Here is a 1,194-nt window from a genome sequence, read left to right as displayed (position 1 = left end):
GTCGGCTCGATAATATATCCTTAGCTATACGAAATACATCGACAGAACTGCCTATTTTCACCATGTATGGACGACTCCCAGTTGTCAAGCAGTCTCAGTTCTCTGGCATCGGGTCGAGGTTGCAGCCATGGATCCGGGCTCGGTTCACAGCACTCGCTGCGGGCCCACGATGAATATCCGCGAATGGGTACCCCATCAGAACCTCGGGCCTGGTTGCCCATGGTGCAAAGCGGGTTTGGCCCATCACGGTCCGGACCGTTCTGTCATCGAATTGAAGTCTGCTCAAGCAACCTCTGGAAAGTGAACGCTAAACGCTGGCTCTGTCAATCCATCACACTTGATCGCGCGGGAACGTGGCCAGCCTGATAGGCCTGGTTTCGTATCAGCATGGCCCACGCTGTACGCGCATTCTTTGCCGCGAGCGCCACGGCAGCAATGTTTTTGTGTCGGCGTCGACACAGTTTCATCAGCCAGGAATCAGCCATCTCGGGCCTGGTGGCTGCCATGCGGATAACCGCGCGGGCGCCGTGAATCAGAAGTGTTCGCAATGCCGTATCGCCGCGCTTGCTGATACCCAGCAGGCGCAGAGTGCTGCCCGAGGAATGCTGGCGCGGCACCAGATCAAGCCATGCAGCGAGTTCGCGGCCGTCCCGAAAGGCTCGCGCGTTGCCGATTGAGGCTGCCAGCGCGGAAGCAGTGAGCGGCCCGATCCCGGGTATTGTTTCGAGAAGTTGGCCGGGCGCATCCGTACGATGGATCGCGCGGATGCGCCCTTCCAGTTCAGCCACCTTGTTGCCAAGTTCGCGCAGGTGCTCGACGAGCATCTGGATTAACGCCCGGAAAGGCTCGCTATGCTCACTGTCACGCGTGGAAAGCGCCTCTATGGCACGTTGCCCCAGCAGCCGGATGCCCTGTGGCAGCACGATACCGAATTCACCCAGAAGCCCACGGATCTGGTTGGCCAGTGCTGTGCGTGACTTGACCAGCCCGGCACGTGCCCGATGAAGTGAAAGTATTGTCTGTTGCGCCTGCGTCTTGACCGGCACAAACCGCATATGCGGTCGCTGTACCGCCTCGCAGATTGCTTCGGCGTCAGCGGCATCGGTCTTGTTGCTCCTTACGTAAGGTCGTACGAACTGCGGGGCGATCAGGCGAACGGTGTGCCCGAGCTTTGCGAGCTCCCGGCCCCAGTAG

At 59.7% G+C, this 1,194-nt stretch carries 1 protein-coding gene; it reads right to left on the bottom strand.

Translation table 11 applies throughout. From position 1 onward, the window contains the following. Positions 1-323: 323 nt before the first annotated feature. Positions 324-1,194: IS110 family RNA-guided transposase (locus P0D89_RS53150; protein ID WP_408379668.1), on the bottom strand; the 871-nt coding region annotated here is incomplete at its 5' end.

Source organism: Paraburkholderia sp. RL18-085-BIA-A (assembly GCF_046027075.1).
In the GTDB taxonomy this organism is placed as follows: domain Bacteria; phylum Pseudomonadota; class Gammaproteobacteria; order Burkholderiales; family Burkholderiaceae; genus Paraburkholderia.
This window is presented reverse-complemented; position numbering and strand designations above follow the sequence as displayed.